13 protein-coding genes are annotated in these 16,045 nt (G+C 63.6%); 3 read left to right on the top strand and 10 right to left on the bottom strand.

Annotation, left to right across the window (positions count from 1 at the left end; translation table 11 throughout):
• Positions 1-22: 22 nt before the first annotated feature.
• The 4 genes from preA to CK228_RS09765 all read right to left on the bottom strand — a co-directional run bounded on the left by preA (position 23) and on the right by CK228_RS09765 (position 4,408).
• Entirely contained in the window at positions 23-1,336 is a 1,314-nt protein-coding gene (gene preA / locus CK228_RS09780) for an NAD-dependent dihydropyrimidine dehydrogenase subunit PreA (RefSeq protein ID WP_095787698.1), read from the bottom strand.
• 12 nt (positions 1,337-1,348) lie between these two features.
• Entirely contained in the window at positions 1,349-2,191 is an 843-nt protein-coding gene (locus tag CK228_RS09775; protein ID WP_095787697.1) for a methyltransferase domain-containing protein, read from the bottom strand.
• Between the two features lie 5 nt (positions 2,192-2,196).
• Complete coding sequence (locus tag CK228_RS09770) at positions 2,197-3,552, bottom strand: NAD(P)-dependent oxidoreductase (RefSeq protein WP_095787696.1); 1,356 nt, start codon at positions 3,550-3,552, stop codon at positions 2,197-2,199.
• 121 nt (positions 3,553-3,673) lie between these two features.
• A complete protein-coding gene (locus CK228_RS09765; protein ID WP_095787831.1) occupies positions 3,674-4,408 on the bottom strand; it encodes a gamma-glutamylcyclotransferase in 735 nt (244 codons plus the stop codon).
• 166 nt (positions 4,409-4,574) lie between these two features.
• Between CK228_RS09765 and CK228_RS09760 the strand changes: the two genes are divergently transcribed.
• Positions 4,575-5,351 (top strand): VOC family protein, encoded by a 777-nt coding sequence (locus tag CK228_RS09760; protein ID WP_095787695.1) that lies wholly within the window; start codon positions 4,575-4,577, stop codon positions 5,349-5,351.
• A gap of 79 nt (positions 5,352-5,430) precedes the next feature.
• Here CK228_RS09760 and CK228_RS09755 read toward each other — a convergent pair whose 3' ends face one another.
• The gene (locus CK228_RS09755; protein ID WP_095787694.1) at positions 5,431-5,919 is read right to left on the bottom strand and encodes a hypothetical protein; all 489 of its coding nucleotides are present in this window, start codon (positions 5,917-5,919) and stop codon (positions 5,431-5,433) included.
• 203 nt (positions 5,920-6,122) lie between these two features.
• Here CK228_RS09755 and CK228_RS09750 point away from each other — a divergent pair, with 203 nt between their 5' ends.
• A complete protein-coding gene (locus tag CK228_RS09750) occupies positions 6,123-6,512 on the top strand; it encodes a DoxX family protein (protein WP_095787830.1) in 390 nt (129 codons plus the stop codon).
• A gap of 23 nt (positions 6,513-6,535) precedes the next feature.
• Here the strand turns inward: CK228_RS09750 and CK228_RS09745 are convergent, their stop codons facing one another.
• Both CK228_RS09745 and CK228_RS09740 read right to left on the bottom strand, forming a co-directional pair.
• On the bottom strand, positions 6,536-8,977 hold the full coding sequence (locus CK228_RS09745) for an FAD-dependent oxidoreductase (RefSeq protein ID WP_095787693.1): 2,442 nt from the start codon (positions 8,975-8,977) through the stop codon (positions 6,536-6,538).
• A 57-nt stretch (positions 8,978-9,034) separates the two neighbouring features.
• Positions 9,035-10,573 carry a trimethylamine methyltransferase family protein gene (locus tag CK228_RS09740; RefSeq protein WP_095787692.1) on the bottom strand — a complete coding sequence of 513 codons (1,539 nt, stop codon included), beginning with the start codon at positions 10,571-10,573 and terminating at the stop codon, positions 9,035-9,037.
• Between the two features lie 216 nt (positions 10,574-10,789).
• Here CK228_RS09740 and CK228_RS09735 point away from each other — a divergent pair, with 216 nt between their 5' ends.
• Complete coding sequence (locus CK228_RS09735; protein WP_095773876.1) at positions 10,790-11,380, top strand: transglycosylase SLT domain-containing protein; 591 nt, start codon at positions 10,790-10,792, stop codon at positions 11,378-11,380.
• Between the two features lie 13 nt (positions 11,381-11,393).
• On the opposite strand, the gene CK228_RS09730 is transcribed toward CK228_RS09735, so the two are convergent.
• The 3 genes from CK228_RS09730 to CK228_RS09720 are packed head-to-tail and all read right to left on the bottom strand — an operon-like array spanning position 11,394 to position 15,968.
• A complete protein-coding gene (locus tag CK228_RS09730) occupies positions 11,394-13,715 on the bottom strand; it encodes an ABC transporter ATP-binding protein (protein WP_095773875.1) in 2,322 nt (773 codons plus the stop codon).
• Positions 13,716-13,763: 48 nt separating this feature from the next.
• Positions 13,764-14,921 (bottom strand): ABC transporter permease, encoded by a 1,158-nt coding sequence (locus tag CK228_RS09725; RefSeq protein ID WP_095773874.1) that lies wholly within the window; start codon positions 14,919-14,921, stop codon positions 13,764-13,766.
• 12 nt (positions 14,922-14,933) lie between these two features.
• Positions 14,934-15,968 (bottom strand): ABC transporter permease, encoded by a 1,035-nt coding sequence (locus tag CK228_RS09720; protein WP_095773873.1) that lies wholly within the window; start codon positions 15,966-15,968, stop codon positions 14,934-14,936.
• Between the last annotated feature and the right edge of the window lie 77 nt (positions 15,969-16,045).

Here is a 16,045-nt window from a genome sequence, read left to right as displayed (position 1 = left end):
CGCCGTTCTTGCGTGTCTGTGGCTACTCCGCAGCCACCTTGGCCATCGGATTGTTCGGATGCGTCGTCCAGTTGGCGTAGATCGGCGACACCGGCTTGCCGGTGCGCTGGTCCATGACGCCGGCAGCCAGCGGCTCCATGGTGATGCAGTTCTCGACCGGGCAGACATTGACGCACAGATTGCAGCCGACGCATTCGGCCTCGATCACCTCGAAGTGTCTCACGCCATTGACCACGCTGGTGATGGCCTGGTGCGAAGTGTCCTCGCAGGCGATGTGGCAGCGGCCACATTTGATGCAGGCGTCCTGGTCGATATGCGCCTTGGCGACATAGTTGAGGTTGAGATACTGCCAATCGGTGACGTTGGGCGTGGCGCGGCCGATAATGTCGTCGAGCGAGCGGTGGCCCTTCTCGTCCATCCAGTTTTCCAGACCGGCGATCATCTCCTGCACGATCTTGAAGCCGTAGGTCATCGCCGCTGTGCACACCTGCACGTTGCCGGCGCCGAGCGCCATGAATTCAGCGGCGTCGCGCCAGGTGGTGATGCCGCCAATGCCGGAGATCGGCAGGCCGTGTGTCTCCGGATCGCGCGCGATTTCGGCCACCATGTTCATGGCGATGGGCTTCACCGCCGGGCCGCAATAGCCGCCATGCGAGCCTTTGCCGTCGATGGTCGGCATCGGCGCGAAACTGTCGAGGTCGACGCCGGTGATCGAATTGATGGTGTTGATCAGCGACACTGCGTCGGTGCCGCCGGCATGCGCCGCCCGCGCGGGCTTGCGGATATCGGTGATGTTGGGCGTCAGCTTGGTGATGACGGGCATGCGCGTATACTGCTTGCACCAGCGCACCACCATTTCGATATATTCCGGCACCTGGCCGACGGCCGCGCCCATGCCGCGTTCCGACATGCCGTGCGGGCAGCCGAAATTGAGCTCGATGCCGTCGGCCCCGGTCTCCTCGACCAACGGCAGGATGGCTTTCCAGCTTGCCTCTTCGCAAGGCACCATGATCGAGGCGATGAGTGCGCGGTCGGGCCACTCCATCTTGACCTGCTTCATCTCGCGCAGATTGGTCTGCAGGTCGCGGTCGGTGATCAGCTCGATGTTGTTGAGGCCGAGCAGGCGCCGGTCGGCGCCCCATATCGCGCCATAGCGCGGGCCGTTGACGTTGACGACCGGCGGGCCTTCCTCGCCCAGCGTCTTCCACACCACGCCACCCCAGCCTGCCTTGAAGGCGCGGATGACGTTGTAGGCCTTGTCGGTGGGCGGTGCCGAGGCCAGCCAGAACGGATTTGGCGATTTGATGCCGACGAAATTGTTGCGGAGGTCTGCCATGACAGGTCCCTTTCAGCCGAGACGAAGAAGCAGTTCAACGGGTGCGAGAATGCCGCCTTCAAGCGCGGCGGTGACATTGGCGATCTTGGTGCCGGCGTCTTCGCCCATGACGAGGCCGACGCCGGGCGGCGGCTTCTTGCCTTCCGCTTGCGCGGCGGCCATCCGGGACCGTATCGCGGCGAAGAATTCGACGGCGAAAGCACCGCGCCGCCGCTCGGCGACGACGGAGAAGCCGGAAGCCGTGGCAGCCGAGCGATAGTCGTCGGGCGTGGCAACGAAGGACATGCTCTCATCCGATGCCCATGGCAGCGGATAGGTCAGCGCGCCATCCTTGAGCCGCATCACGTCGTAGACGGCGAAGACGCCGCCAGACCGGAGCACCCGCGCGGCCTCGCCCATCAGTTTTTTCTTGTCGGGAAGGTTCATGCCGACATGCAGGATCATGGCCGCGTCGAAGCTGGCATCGGCGAATGGCATGTCCAGCGCACTGCCTTGCACGAAGTGCGTCCTGTCGACCATGCCCGCGCGCTTCGACAGGCTGGTCGCGATGTCGACATAGCTTTGCGTAAGATCGATGCCGGTGACGTCGGCGCCAGCTTCGTTGGCGGCAAAACGGGCAGGACCGCCCACCCCCGATCCGATATCGAGCAGCCCGGCTCCCGGCTTCAAACCCATCTGCCCGATGAGTTCCCTTGTGGCGGCGATACCGCCAATGTGGAATTCGTCGACCGCCTCAAGATCGCCGGCGCGCAGATGGGCAACGTCCACGCCGATATCGGCGAGCGCGGCAAGGATGCGCTGCTCGAGACCCGCTATGTCGTAGTGACGGGCGATGCCCGGTTCCACCGTGGCCATGATCCTTATCCCTGCGTCAGACTCCTGTGCATGCTCTCGGCAGCGTCACGGCCCTGCGCGACCGCCGAAACGGTCAGGTCGTCGCCGCCAAAGATGCAGTCGCCGCCGGCCCAGACTTTCGCCAGCGAGGTGCGCCCTTCCCCATCGACCTTTATACGCCGGGCTTCGAGCTCGATCGAGGCCTCGCTGCCGTTGAGCGCGGCCGGGACAAAACTCTGGCCGATCGCCTTGAACACCTGGTCGGCGACAAGCGTCAGCGTCTCGCCGGTACCGGCAAGCTTGTCGCCCTTCAATGCCGTGTATTCAAGTTCGATGCCGGAGACCTGGCCGGCGTCGGTGATCACCCGCTTCGGCTGCAGCCAGTGGCGGATGGTGACGCCGTTGGCGGCGGCCAGGTCCTGCTCGAACTCCGAGGCGTTCATATGCTCCTGGCCGCGCCGGTAGCAGATCGTCACCTCCTCGGCGCCGAGCAGCTTCGACTGCACGGCGGCGTCGATCGCCGTCATGCCGCCGCCGATGACGACGACGCGGCGGCCGACAGGCAGGCTGGCGAGATCGCTGGCCTGGCGCAGCTCGGCGATGAACTCCACCGCATTGGTGATGCCGGCGGCATCCTCGCCATCGGCGCGCAGCGCGTTGACGCCGCCAAGCCCCATGCCGAGGAACACCGCATCGTAGTTGCGGATCAGGTCGGAGAGCTGGTAGTCGCGGCCGAGCGCCTTGCCGTTCTGGATGTCGATGCCGCCGATCGCGGTGACATAGTCGACCTCGGCCTGGGCGAAATTGTCGACGCTCTTATAGGCGGCGATGCCGTATTCGTTGAGGCCGCCGGCCTTCGGCCGCGCCTCCAGTATGGTCACGTCATGGCCATGGCGGGCTAGCCGGTGCGCAGCGGCAAGGCCGGCCGGGCCGGCGCCGACCACGGCAATGGTCTTTCCGGTCGGCTCCGGGCGCGCGTAGAACTGCTTGTTCTCGGCCATCGCGACATCGGTGGCGTAGCGCTGCAGGCGGCCGATCTGCACCGGCTTGCCTTCCGCCACCTCACGCACGCAGACCTCTTCGCACAGCGTCTCGGTCGGGCAGACGCGGGCGCACATGCCGCCCAAAATGTTCTGATCGAAGATGGTCTTGGCCGAGCCGATCGGATTGCCGGTCGAGATCTGGCGGATGAACAGCGGAATGTCGATCGAGGTCGGACACGCGTTCATGCACGGCGCGTCGTAGCAGAAATAGCAGCGGTCGGATTCGACCAGCGCCTCGTGGTGATCGAGCGGCGGATGCAGGTCGGAAAAATTGTCCGCATACTGCTCGGCTGGAAGCCGGCCGCCGACGATACCTTCCTTGAACTGGCCTTCTGGCATTGTCAGTTCCCCTTGTTTTCGTTTTGGGGAAGGCTAGCACGTTTTATTTTTTTATCAATTGGTCAATTTTTGGCACAAGCTGCTGAAAAGGCTCGATAAAAACATGATTTTTTCACTCATGTTATGCCGTGGACGGCTGTTCTTGCCTGGGTGCGCTGCCCTGGTCGACCGGCCGGCCGTGGAGGGCCCGGACCTCGTCCGCGACCAGTTCCTGCAGCCGCCACAGATTGCGATCATGGATGCCGAACGCTTCGAGATGGCTGACCGTGTTGTAGAGATATTCGGCGCCGGATCCGATATGGCCGCAGGCCCTGGCCAATATGCTCGCCACTCTGTCCAGCGGCTGGCCCAGCGACGTTCCCCTGCCCTTCACGCCAACCCAGAAACCGAGTGCGCGGAGCGCGCCTTGCGCCGTATGCACAGGCAGCCACCTGACCGAGCTGACGCTCTCATGGTCGCTGATCTCGCGGCGCAGCAGCCTTTCGATCCGCGCCGGCTTTTCACCCTCCGGCAAACGGTAGATCACGCCGTTGCAGCGACCGCCGCGTTCGAGCGCCATCATCAGCCCCGGCTGCGCGGCACTGCCGCGCCAGCGCACCATGTCGAGGCAGAAAGAGCGGTGCCAGCCGAAGGCCGTGGCGAGCCGTTGCTCGACCGATTCGAATTCCGGCTTCCAGATCAGCGAGCCATAGGCGAACACCCAAAGCGGCCCCTCGTCCGCTTCGCCGGACAGCCGCAATGCAAGCGTCTGGAAATCCCCGTCCTTCAGCTCCGTCCAGCTCGGATCCGGGCCGGGATCGGCCTCTTCCCTGTGGCACAGTGCGACAAGCTCCGGCGTGAGCGACATCTGGCGCATGAACAACCCCCTTGCCGTAGAGAAATCGAAAATCGAGGGGCACGCAACCGGGAACGCATGTCATGGGCAGGCATTATTGTCCGGGGCGGTTGTCGGATTTGCGTGGCCAGGATCGTCCTGCGGTGGATCGGACAACGATCGATGCCGAACGGTGAGGAGACCGACCATGGCGAAATCCCCAATGCCCTTCTTCTGGTACGAACTGATGACTTCAGACCTCGACGCCGCCGAAGCCTTCTACACCAAGGTTGTCGGCTGGACGGCGCAGCCCTTCGGAAAAGCTCCCGGCATGCCGCGCTACATCGTCATGAATGTCGGCGAGCGTGGCGTCGGCGGGCTGATGACGATGCCAGAGGACGCAGCCAAGATGGGTATGCCGCCCGCCTGGCTCGGCTATATCCACACCAAGGATGTGGACGCGTCGACCAAAGCATTGAAGGCGGCTGGCGGAGCCGTCCACCGCGAGCCCGACGACATCCCGGGCGTCGGCCGCTTCGCCGTCGTCGCCGACCCGCAAGGCGCGACCTTCATGTTCCTGCAGCCGAACGGCCCCGACCAGCCTGTCGTACCGGCCAGCACGCCCGGCCATATCGGCTGGCACGAGCTGTACACATCGGATTGGAAGGCGGCGTTCGATTTCTATTCCGACCAGTTCGGCTGGGTCGATGCCGGCGATTTCGACATGGGCCCGATGGGCACCTACCAGACCTTTACCGCCGGCCCCGAATCCGGTGGCGGTATCATGAACAAGCCTGAACAGATCCCCGTCCCGGTCTGGCAGTTCTATTTCAACGTTCCGGCCATCGACGCGGCCGCAAAACGCGTCACCGACAATGGCGGCAAGATCCTGATGGGACCGATGGAGGTCCCCGGCGGCAGCTGGGTCGTGCAGTGCCAGGACCCGCAAGGCGCGCATTTCGCGCTGATGGCACCGGTGCGCTGACGGCAGCAGACAACGCCACCACGAAGCGACGGCCTTTCATCGCACACCGATGAAAGGCCGCATCGCTCTGCGTGCCGCCCTATTCCGGCGTCAGCACCGCGACCTTCAGCTCGGCCTTTTTCGCGCCGCTGAACTGGACGGTGGCCGGGCCGGCAGTGAGCTTGAAGCGTACGCTCTTGCGGATGCCGGGGCAGGTTTTCACACCGCTATAGCCCGCCGACTTGATGGCCTTGCCGTCCTGGATGACATCGATCCAGGCCTCGCCCGACAGGCTGATCTGAATGGCTCCTCCGGCTGGCACCTCCACGCTGGCGACGGCACCGAACGTGCCCTCCGCCGGCGCGCGCTCGGGCGGCAACGTAAAACCGGCTTTCTCCGCCGGAACCAGCGCCAGGTCCGCGGCAGCACCCACGGCCAGCTCCGCTCCAGCCGGCGTTGCGGGTGCCGCGGCAAACAGCGCCTGTTCCCGCGTCACAGGCCACTTGAAGGCCTCGCAACCGGCGTCCTCGGCCATGGCGAAGCTGGTGCCTGCAAGGAGTGCGAATAGACTGATGACGACTTTTTTCATGGCAAGGGAACCCACAGGTTTAGAGTGTCCATCTCAAATACAACCATGGCGATATAAATGCAACCCTGACGAGAGCGATATGAAAGGGCATGCCGGAGAACATTTCCAATCACCGATTGTTGATGGCGCGCCATGGGAAGTGAATGGTCCATCGCCGGACCATAATCTATGGCCGGACCGGGAGGGTGAAAATGGAGTTTCAGATGAAGCTTTTCGAAGGCCTCTCCAGATACCAGCCGCAGGCGCTCGGCGTGCTGCGCATCATGACCGCGCTGCAGTTCATCGAGCATGGCAGCCAGAAACTGTTCAACTTCCCCGTCGGCGACCATGCCGGCACTTTGAGCGGGCTGCCGCTGGCCGCCGGCATCCTCGAATTCGCCGGCGGTATTCTGCTGGCGCTCGGTCTCCTGACCCGCCCGGTGGCGTTCCTGCTCTGCGGTGAGATGGCGATCGCTTATTTCATGGCGCACATGCCGCGCGATTTCTTCCCGGTCAACAATGGCGGCGACTCTGCGATCTCCTTCTGCTTCATCTTCCTCTATCTGGTCTTCGCCGGCGCCGGCGCCTTCGCGCTGGACAACCGCAAAGCATGACGCTCGCCATGCGGGGTGAACCTTCACCCCCGCATGCGCTCAAAATTCGCGTCGAACAGCGGTGTCGCCTGGATGCGCGCCGCATGGCGCTTGCCCAGCAACTCGATTTCGAAGCCGTCGCTCTCCTCGGCGATCTCCTTCGGCACATAGCCGACGGCGACGGACTTATTCGAATGATGGGCGTAGCCGCCCGACGTCACCCAGCCGCGCACCGCGCCGCCGAACCAGATCGGTTCGTCGCCGATGACATCGGCATCGTCGGCCTCGACAATGAAGGCACGCAGCCGCAATTTTCCGCCTTGCTTGCGCTCGGCCAGCGCCGCCGCCTTGCCGATGAAATCGGCTTCCTTGCCATAGGCGACGAAGCGGTCGAGACCGGCTTCGAGCGGCCCGTAGATCGGCCGGTATTCGCGCCCCCATGAGCCGTAGTTCTTCTCGAGCCTGAGCGCATTGAGCGCGCGCGAGCCGAACAGGCCGATGCCGAACTCCGCGCCTGCCGCCATCAGCGCATGATAAGCCGCGCGCTGATATTCCGGCGCCACCCAGATCTCATAGCCGAGATCGCCGGTGTAGCTGACGCGGCCGACCAGGCACGGCGCCATGCCGATATCCATCCTGGCCACCGCCATGAACGGGACGGCCACGTTCGAAACATCGGCGCGGCTGACCTTGGCCAGCACCTCTCGCGCCTTCGGGCCGGCAATGGCAAGGCCGGTGAGTTTCGCCCCCAGCGCCTCGATATGAACCGAGCCGTCGCCAGGCAGATGCTGCTCGAACCAGCGCATATGATACTGCTCGGCGATGCCGGAGCCGGCGAGGAACCAGCCATCCCCATCTCGATCTGGAGGGCCCAGGTTGGCCAGCGTGAAATCGCCGATCAGCCTGCCGTCGTCCTTCAGCATCGGCGCCAGCGTCATGCGGCCAGGCTTGGGCAGTTTACAGGCGAGCATGCGGTCGAGCCAGGCAGCCGCCCCCTCGCCCGTCACCTTGTATTTGGCGAAGCTCGAAATCTCCGCCAGGCCGACGCCGTCGCGCACCGTCGCGACCTCTCTGGCGACATGTGAGAAATCACTGGAACGCCGCCAGGAGAACTCGTCCTTGACGCCTTCCGGCGCGTACCAGAGCGGCACTTCCAGCCCATAGGCGACGCCAAACTGCGCGCCCTTGGCCGACAACAGATCGTAGACCGGCGTCGTCTTGAGCGGCCGTCCGGCCGGCAGTTCCTCATTGGGGAAGCGGATCGAAAAGCGCCTGGAATAGTTCTCGCGCACCTTGGCGTTGGTGTAGGCCATCGTCGCCCAGTCGCCATAGCGCGCCACGTCCATGGCCCAGATGTCGGCGCCGGGGTCGCCCTCGATCATCCAGTTGGACAGCGCGAGACCGACGCCGCCGCCCTGCGAAAAACCGGCCATGACACCGCAGGCGACCCAGAAGCCCGGCAGGCCGCGTACCGGCCCGACCAGCGGGTTGCCGTCGGGCGCGAAGGTGAAAGGCCCATTGATGATTTGCTTGATGCCCGTGTTCTGGAAGGCCGGGAAATGCCGGAACCCGACCTCCAGCGACGGTGCGATGCGGTCGATGTCGGGCGCCAGCAATTCATGGCCGAAATTCCAAGGGGTCTGGTATTCGGACCACGGCTTGTTGGCTTTCTCATAGGTGCCCATCAGCATGCCGCCGCGCTCCTGGCGCAGATAGAGCTCGCCGTCGAAATCGACCGCATGGATGATCTCGGTGCCGGTCTTGGCGTTCCAGGCGGCGACTTCCGGCATGTCCTCGGTGATCAGGTACATGTGCTCCATGGCCAGCACCGGCAATTCGAGCCCGACCATGCGGCCGACCTCGCGCGCCCACAGGCCGCCGGCATTGACGACATGCTCGGCCACCACCTCGCCCTTGTTGGTGATGACGCGCCATAGGCCGTCGGGCCGCCGCACAATGTCCTCGACCTTGGTGAAGCGCTCTATTTCCGCCCCAAGCTTCCGCGCGGCCTTGGCATAGGCGTGGGTGACGCCGGAGGGATCGAGATGGCCGTCCTCCTTGTTGCGGACGGCGCCGACGAACTGCTTGGGGTCGAGCAGCGGCATCAACTCGGCCGCTTCTGTCGCCGAGATCACTTCCAGATCGATGCCGAGATAGCGGCCCTTGGCGACGACACCGCGCAGCCAGTCCAGCCGCGCTTCGGTCGCGGCGAGCAGCACGCCGCCGGTCAGGTGCACGCCGGTCGCCTGACCCGACAGCTCCTCGATCTCCTTGTAGAGGCTGATCGTGTATTTCTGCAGCTTGGCGACGTTGGGGTCGCCATTGATCGTGTGCATGCCGCCCGCCGCGTGCCAGGTCGAGCCGGATGTCAGCTCGTCGCGCTCCAGAAGCACCACGTCGGTCCAGCCATGGCGGGCCAGATGGAACACCACGGAACACCCGACGACACCGCCGCCAATGACCACGACCTTTGCATGCGATTTCATGGATTTTTCTCTGATATCAGTGAGTTGGATGGGTAAATGGATTCAGGATGGGAGGCATCACGGCTCGCCCTGCCCGATCGCTTCCTTGCGCCTGGCCACGTAGGCTTCGAGCGCCTCGCGCACGGCGACATCCATCGCCGGCTCGACATAGTCTTCCAGCGCCTTCTTCCACAGCCGCGTCGCGCGCGCTGTTGCATCGAGGCTGCCGGCCTCCTGCCAGGCTTCAAAATTCTGCCAGTTGGACAGCATCGGCTGGTAGAAGGCGGTGGCGTAGCGCTCCAGCGTGTGCGGCTCGCCGAAGAAATGGCCGCCCGTCGGCACCGCCCCCAGCGCCTCGACGGCGAGTTCGGCCTCGTCGACCACGATCGGCCGCAGGAACTCCATCATGTGCTGGATCATCTCGACATCGATGATGAACTTTTCGAACGACGCCGTCAGCCCGCCCTCCTGCCAGCCGGCGGCGTGATAGACGAGATTGCCATGACCGAGCACCGCGCCCCACAGCGCCATCAACGTCTCATAGGCGCCTTGCGCGTCGGCCGCATTGGAGGCCGAGCCCGGCGTCGTCCGGTAGGGCAGCCCGTAGCGCCGCGCCAATTGCCCGGAGGCGATATTGGCCTTTGTGTTCTCCGGCGTGCCGAAGGCCGGTGCACCGGACTTCATGTCGACATTGGAGGTGAAGGCGCCATACATGACAGGCGCGCCCGGCCGCACCAGTTGCGTCAGCACGACGCCGAACAGTGCCTCGGCATTCTGCTGCGCCAAGGCACCCGCCAGCGTCACCGGGCTCATCGCCCCCATCAGCGTGAACGGCGTCACCGCCACCGACTGGCCGAACTCGGCCATGGTCATCAGCCCTTCGGCCATCATCTCGTCGAAGCGGCGCGGCGAATTGACCGAGATGATGGTGGCGATGCCCGGATCGTCGCGCAGCTGGTCCAATGTCAGGCCGCGCGCGATCGCCATCATCTCGATGCCGTCCAGCGCCCTGCCCCGGCCGATCGCCGAGACATGGAAACTCTTGTCGGTCAGCGTCAGATTGGTGAAGTAGGTGTCGAGATGGCGCGAATTGGCCGGCAGATCGACCGGCGCGCAGACCTGGTTGCCGAGCATGTGAACGCAGTTGAAATTCTGCGCCAGCCGGGTGAGATCGGCATAGTCGCGCAGATTGCCGGCGCGGCGGCCACGCTCCATGTCGTGCACGTTGGGCGGGCCGGCAACCAGCGTGAAATTGATGGTGTTGCCGCCGAGATGAATTGTGTTGGCCGGGTTGCGCGGCGTCAGCGTATAATTGGAGCGCGTCGTCTTGAGCGCCTCGTCGACCATGCCGCGATCGATGCGGACATTGGCCGAGGCGTGATCGACCCTGGCGCCCGCCTGCTCGAACAGCGACAGCGCCCGCGGGCTCATCACCTCGATGCCGAAATTCTCCAATATATGCATTGAGGCCTGGTGGATCGCCTCGACCTGGTCTGGAGACAGCAACGCCATCGGCGGATAGGGATTGGTCACCCGCCTTTGCGGCAGTTGCGGGATGGGCGCCGGCCCCCGGTTGCTGGTGCGCTCGGCGCCGCGCTTGCGTCTTGGTTCGCTCATGCCGGCATCAAAGCCTTGGCAAACCAGGCAGGCTGTCAGAAATGCGCCGTTTACGGGCGTGATTTTAGCCAAGGCGGCATTTACGCAGTGCCTTTTTATAAAAAGCGGCAGAAAGAGTCGGGATATCTACAGGGCTTTTTCGCGAGCGCTCGTGACCGCGAGGCGTTAACGGCGGCAGCAAGATTCCTTTTATGATTTCGGCCTATTGCTCATCCGATGCGTAGGTCGAGTTTTAGTAAAATTGTAGCGGTTGGCGTGTTGCTGGCACTTTCGGCCTGCGCGACCGCGCCCAGTCACATCAACAATGTCTGTGCCGTCTTCGACCAGAATGACGGCTGGTTCGACAACTGGCAGTCCGCGGCCGAACGCACCGCGCAGAAATATGGCGTGCCGGTCCCCGTGCTGATGGCGACGGTGCGCAAGGAATCCGGCTTCAAGAGCAATGCCCGGCCGCCGCGCACCAAGCTTCTCGGCTTCATTCCCTGGAAGCACGTCTCGTCGGCCACCGGCTTCTCGCAGGCGCTCGACGGCACATGGTCGCAATATCAGCGCGAAACCGGCAACTGGGCGGCGCGGCGCAGCAGATTCGCCGATGCCGTCGACTTCGTCGGCTGGTATCATTCCAAGACGGCAGACAGCTACGGCGTCGCCCGCAACGATACCTACAATCTCTACCTCGCCTATTATCTCGGCTGGACCGCCTACGGCCGCGGCAACCGCGGTGACGCCGGCGTACAGGGTTACGCCCGGGCCACCGACAAGATGGCGCGGGACTATGAAGCGCAGTTGCGGCAGTGCGGAAGCTGACACTCAGCCTGGGTTAGTGCCGCCTTGTCGTATCCTTCGGCTTTGAAACGCCGGTTTCGGAAACCTCGTCGCGGATTTCGTGTCGACGGGCTCGCAGGACGGCGTCCGCGTCCTCGACGGCCTTTCCGGTCGCGTCGGCTTTCGCACTGGCGTTTTTGCCGCTCGGACGCGCCGGCGGCGAACCGGCAAAGCCTGGACCTTCGCCCTGCACCGCGTCGTCCGGCACGCCCTCATGCGCGGCATGCTCCTTGTCGAACTTGATCACCGGCTCCATCTTGGCCAGCACGTCGTCGGCAAGCCAGCACAGGCTCATATGGCCGTCGCCGAGATGCTTGACCGGCGGCACCTTGGTCTCGCACAGATTGTCCGGCACCAGCTTTTTGTAGCCGCAGCGTGTCTGGAACGGGCAGCCGGTCGGCGGGTTCATCGCCGAGGGGATGTCGCCTTCGAGCACGATGTGCTTTTTCACCACGCTGGTGTCGGCAATCGGGATCGCCGACAGCAGCGCCTCGGTATAAGGGTGATAGGGCGGCGCGAAGATCTGGTCGGTCGTGCCTTGCTCGACGATATAGCCGAGATACATGACGACGACGCGGTCGGCGATATAGCGCACGACCGACAGATCGTGGCTGATGAACAGCATCGTCGTCTTGTTCTTGCGCTGTATGTCCATCAACAGTTCGGTCACCGCCGCCTGCACGGACACGTCGAGTGCCGAGACCGGCTCGTCGGCCACCACCACCTTGGCATCGCCGGCAAAGGCGCGCGCCACGCCGATGCGCTGCTTCTGGCCACCGGACAACTGGCGCGGCTTGCGCGTCTCGAAGGCGCGCGGCAGCTTTACCAAGTCGAGCAATTCCAGCATGCGCTTGCGGCGGTCGGCGACCGTCTTGCCGACATTGAATTTCTCCAGCGTGCGGATGATCTGCGACCCGACCGAATGGCTGGGGTTCAGCGTGTCGAACGGATTCTGGAACACCATCTGGATCGACGACACGGTTTCGACGCTGCGGCTCTCGATACCGGTCGACTGGATCTGCTTGTTGCCCAGCGTCACCGTGCCGGCACTTGCCGTCTCCAGGCCGAGCAGCACCTTGGCCAGCGTCGACTTTCCGCAGCCGGATTCGCCGACGATGGCGACGGTCTCGGACTCGCGCGCCATGAAGGAGATGGTCTCGTTGGCCTTGACGACGCGGCCCTCACTCGAGCCGAACACCTCGCTGCCGCCGACCTTGTAGTATTTCCTGAGATCCTCGATCTTGAGCACCGGCGCGCCGGGCACGACGCGCTCATTGACCTTCTTGGCGCCGGGCGGCAGCGCCTCCCAGTCGATCTCGTTGAAGCGCACGCAGCGTGAGAAATGGCCTTCGTGGCCGGCGACCTCGACCATCGGGATTTCGGCGGCGTTGCAGACGCCCTCGACGAAATGGTGGCAGCGCGGACCGAAATTGCAGCCCTTCGGCCGCTCATGCGGCAGCGGCAACTGGCCGGGAATGGAGATCAGCGGCCGCGAATTCTTGTCGGCGCCCGGTAGCGGGATCGAACGGAACAGCCCTTGCGTGTAGGGATGGCGCATCCGGTCGAACACGTCCTTGATCTTGCCGGTCTCCACCGCCTCGCCCGAATACATCACGGTGATGCGGTCGCAGGTCTCGAGGATAAGGCCGAGATTGTGCGACACGAAGATCATCGACGTGCCGAACTTCTCGCCCAGTCCCTTGACCAGTTCGACGATGCCCGCCTCCACCGTCACGTCGAGCGCCGTCGTCGGCTCGTCGAGCAGAAGCAGTGCCGGCTTCGACAGCAGCGCCATGGCAATGACGATGCGCTGCTGCTGGCCGCCGGAGAGCTGGTGCGGATAGGAGCGCATCATGCGCTCGGGATCGGGCAGCTTGACGGCACGCACCATTTCGAGGGAGCGTTTGTAAGCCTCTTCCTTCGACACCTTGTCGTGGATAAGCGGCACTTCCATCAACTGCTGGCCGACCTTCATTGCCGGATTGAGACTGGCCATCGGCTCCTGGTAGATCATCGCGATCTTGTTGCCGCGGATGGCGCGCAGCTCCTCCTCGGAGAGCTCGCCCATGTCCTTGCCCTGGAACTTGATCCTGCCGCCGACGATCTTCCCGATGTTGGAAAGGTCGCGCATGATGCCGAGCGACACGGTCGACTTGCCGCAGCCGGATTCACCGACGATGCCCATCGCTTCGCCGGGCATGACCGTGCAGGAAAAATCCATGACCGCCGGTATTTCGCCCTTGCGGGTGAAGAAGGAGATCGACAGGTTTTCGATCTCGATGATCGGCTCTGCGGGATTTCGAACTGCCTCGTTCATGGGTCGCTCCAATCCAAATTCTACCAGATGCGGGCCGGAGCCCGTCAATCAGTCTTTCATCGATTGTTCACGCAGCGAGTCGGCCAAAAGGTTGAGCCCCAGCACGAACGACATCAGCGCGATCGTCGGCGGCAGCGCCGGATGGATGAAGGAGCGCAGCAGCCGGCTGGCATCCTTGATCGCCGTGCCCCAGTCGGGGCTTTCCGGTGCCAGGCCGAGGCCGAAATAGCCCAGCGTGCCGAGCAGGATGGTGGTGTAGCCGATGCGCAGGCAGGCATCGACGATCAGCGGCCCGCGTGCATTGGGCAGGATCTCCCAAAGCATGATGTACCAGGGCGATTCACCGCGCGTCTGCGCCGCCGCCACATAGTCGCGCGTCTTGATGTCCATCACCAGGCCGCGCACGATGCGGAACACGCCCGGGCTGGAGGCAAACACCACCGCCACGAAGATGTTGAGCTGGTTGGGATCGATGTGGACGATGTGCAGCGGGTCCTTGTCGAAGACAAGGCCCAGATAGATCCAGCCGCCTATGATCAGCGTCAGGCCGAGCAGGATGTACAGCCGGTCTGGCCGGTTCTTGTAGCGCGTCCAGAACAGCACGCTGAAGAAGATGATCGGAAACAGGAAGAACACGCCGGCCATGGCATAGGGGATCGGCGTGTCCATGATGCCCGGCGTCACCAGGAGGTAGAACAGCAGGATGACCGGGAAGGCCAGCACGAGATTGGCCAGGAACGACAGCACCGTGTCGATCTTGCCGCCGTAATAGCCGGCGGGCAGGCCAAGCGTGATGCCGACCATCAGCGCGAAGCCGGTCGCCGCCGGCGCGATGATCAGCACGATCTGGCTGCCATAGACCATGCGCGAAAACACGTCGCGTGCCAGCTTGTCGCCGCCGAACAGATAGACAAGCCCCGATTGCGGCTCGATGGCGCCGGGCAGCATGTCCTTCATCACCGGGACCTGGGCCAGCGGATCGAAAGGCGAGATGGTCGATGCGAAGATTGCCGTGAACAGCCAGAACAGGCAGATGCCGACGCCGACAATGCCGACGCCGCTGTCGAACAGCTGTCCGTAGAGCGCCAGCCTCTTCTTGTAGGCGAAGCTCGCACCCATGACGATGATGAGCGCAATCCAAACCGGCCAGAAGCGCGACAGCACTTCGAGAATGACGCTGAAGGCACTGATATATTGGACCTGCATCCGCTTCGCCCCCTACTGAACTCTGATACGCGGATTGAGAAACGCGTAGCCGACATCGGAAATGAGCTGTGTGATCAAGACGATGAACACCGAGACCAGCGAGCAGCCAAGCAAAAGGTCGATGTCGTTGTTGCCGGCGGCCTCGACCAGCGTGTAGCCGAAGCCCTGGTAGCGGAACATCACCTCGACGATGACGACGCCGGTAAGCAGCCAGGGAAATTGCAGCATGATGACGGTGAACGGTGCGATCAGCGCGTTGCGCAGCGCATGTTTCACCACCACGCCGCCGAAGGAGAGACCCTTCAACCGGGCGGTGCGGATATATTGCTGCGTCATCACTTCGACCATCGAGGCGCGGGTCATGCGGGCGATGTAGCCGATGCCGTAGATCGCCAGCGTCATCACCGGCAGGGTGAAATTGTAGAAGGTGATGCCCTGGCTTGCGGACGCTGCCGAACCGTTCAACCAGCCGAGCCATGAGGCGAAGATGACGGTGAAGATGACGCCCGACACATATTCGGGCGTCGCCGTCGAGGCGATCGAGGCCACCGAAAGCACCCGGTCGGTTCGCGATCCCTCGCGCATGCCGGCCAGGATGCCGATCAAGAGCGATACCGGCACCATCACCGCCAACACACAGAACATCAGGATGCCGGTGGCGCCAAGTGCCGGGAACAGCTTAGAGGCGACGGTCGTCTTGAACTTGGTCGAGCAACCGAAATCCCCTTCGAGGACGCCGGAGAAGGTTGGTACGGCCGGATCGTTGCAGAAAGTGAAACGCTGCGTCGGCTTGCCCGTCGCCGGGTCGGTCACCGGCTGCTTGGGCAGCAGGCCCAGCCATTGTCCGTAGCGGACGAAGAAATTCTGCCGGTAGCCATGGTTGACCAGCCAGTCCTCCAGCTGTTCGGCCGAAGTGTGCATTTCCGTCTGGCTGATCGCCAGCTTCTTCAGGTTGGGTTCGAGGTTGATCAGGAAGAAGACGATCATCGTCAGGCACAGCATCGTCAATGCCATGGTGCCGAGACGCCTGAGAACGAAAGAAAGCATGGCGGCCCCCTGCCGATGGGGTGGGTTTTGAGCCGGCTTCAAACCTCGCCTGCCGTCACCGGCGGACTGGCCGTCAA

The sequence above is a fragment of the Mesorhizobium sp. WSM4312 genome (assembly GCF_002294875.1).
Lineage (GTDB): Bacteria > Pseudomonadota > Alphaproteobacteria > Rhizobiales > Rhizobiaceae > Mesorhizobium.
This window is presented reverse-complemented; position numbering and strand designations above follow the sequence as displayed.

Excerpts from the sequence above, each read along its gene's own strand:
- CK228_RS09735 (WP_095773876.1), top strand. The coding sequence starts at position 10,790 with ATGCGTAGGTCGAGTTTTAGTAAAATTGTAGCGGTTGGCGTGTTGCTG.
- CK228_RS09755 (WP_095787694.1), bottom strand. The coding sequence starts at position 5,919 with ATGAAAAAAGTCGTCATCAGTCTATTCGCACTCCTTGCAGGCACCAGC.
- CK228_RS09750 (WP_095787830.1), top strand. The coding sequence starts at position 6,123 with ATGAAGCTTTTCGAAGGCCTCTCCAGATACCAGCCGCAGGCGCTCGGC.
- CK228_RS09760 (WP_095787695.1), top strand. The coding sequence starts at position 4,575 with ATGGCGAAATCCCCAATGCCCTTCTTCTGGTACGAACTGATGACTTCA.
- CK228_RS09730 (WP_095773875.1), bottom strand. The coding sequence starts at position 13,715 with ATGAACGAGGCAGTTCGAAATCCCGCAGAGCCGATCATCGAGATCGAA.
- CK228_RS09740 (WP_095787692.1), bottom strand. The coding sequence starts at position 10,573 with ATGAGCGAACCAAGACGCAAGCGCGGCGCCGAGCGCACCAGCAACCGG.
- CK228_RS09765 (WP_095787831.1), bottom strand. The coding sequence starts at position 4,408 with ATGCGCCAGATGTCGCTCACGCCGGAGCTTGTCGCACTGTGCCACAGG.
- CK228_RS09720 (WP_095773873.1), bottom strand. The coding sequence starts at position 15,968 with ATGCTTTCTTTCGTTCTCAGGCGTCTCGGCACCATGGCATTGACGATG.
- CK228_RS09770 (WP_095787696.1), bottom strand. The coding sequence starts at position 3,552 with ATGCCAGAAGGCCAGTTCAAGGAAGGTATCGTCGGCGGCCGGCTTCCA.
- CK228_RS09745 (WP_095787693.1), bottom strand. The coding sequence starts at position 8,977 with ATGAAATCGCATGCAAAGGTCGTGGTCATTGGCGGCGGTGTCGTCGGG.
- CK228_RS09775 (WP_095787697.1), bottom strand. The coding sequence starts at position 2,191 with ATGGCCACGGTGGAACCGGGCATCGCCCGTCACTACGACATAGCGGGT.
- CK228_RS09725 (WP_095773874.1), bottom strand. The coding sequence starts at position 14,921 with ATGCAGGTCCAATATATCAGTGCCTTCAGCGTCATTCTCGAAGTGCTG.
- preA (WP_095787698.1), bottom strand. The coding sequence starts at position 1,336 with ATGGCAGACCTCCGCAACAATTTCGTCGGCATCAAATCGCCAAATCCG.